Source organism: Rhodococcus sp. ARC_M12 (assembly GCF_022810385.1).
In the GTDB taxonomy this organism is placed as follows: Bacteria; Actinomycetota; Actinomycetes; order Mycobacteriales; family Mycobacteriaceae; genus Rhodococcoides; species Rhodococcoides navarretei.
Genome location: NZ_JALGQI010000078.1, coordinates 1 through 397, shown reverse-complemented (window position 1 = coordinate 397; position 397 = coordinate 1). Strand labels below are relative to the sequence as shown.

Annotated in this window: 1 protein-coding gene; it reads left to right on the top strand. The window is 48.9% G+C overall.

From position 1 onward, the window contains the following. The coding region (locus tag MTX35_RS25430) for a hypothetical protein (RefSeq protein WP_243597489.1) at positions 1-231 on the top strand (231 nt) is incomplete at its 5' end. Between the last annotated feature and the right edge of the window lie 166 nt (positions 232-397).

Below are 397 nucleotides of genomic sequence, written 5' to 3'. Positions count from 1 at the left end.
CTTCTGAAGAACGTCTGTAACGCTTTCAAGGCAAATCCTTCCGGCGTGAATTATCGGAAACCAAACCAGGGATCGGGCATCGCCTTTACTGTTGACTTGCGGTCGACCGATCGTACCGAGTCTGACGCCAACGGTATCTACGAGCTGGTGCCAGGACTTTCTCGGGAATGGTTCCCGGTCATTCGTCCAAAACTCAATGGCAATATGGTTTCCTGTGAGATTGTAATATGAATCGATTTTGTATGCGCCCAAAGAATCTGTGCATGATGTCGACATTGCGCGTTCGAGTTCCGTGTTTACAGAACTATTTTCTTCACGTATCTTCGATTTCTCCGCTTCGTATTCTGAACATGCGTCCTGACACACGCGGTCTATGAAGACGGCAGACCTGCTGACC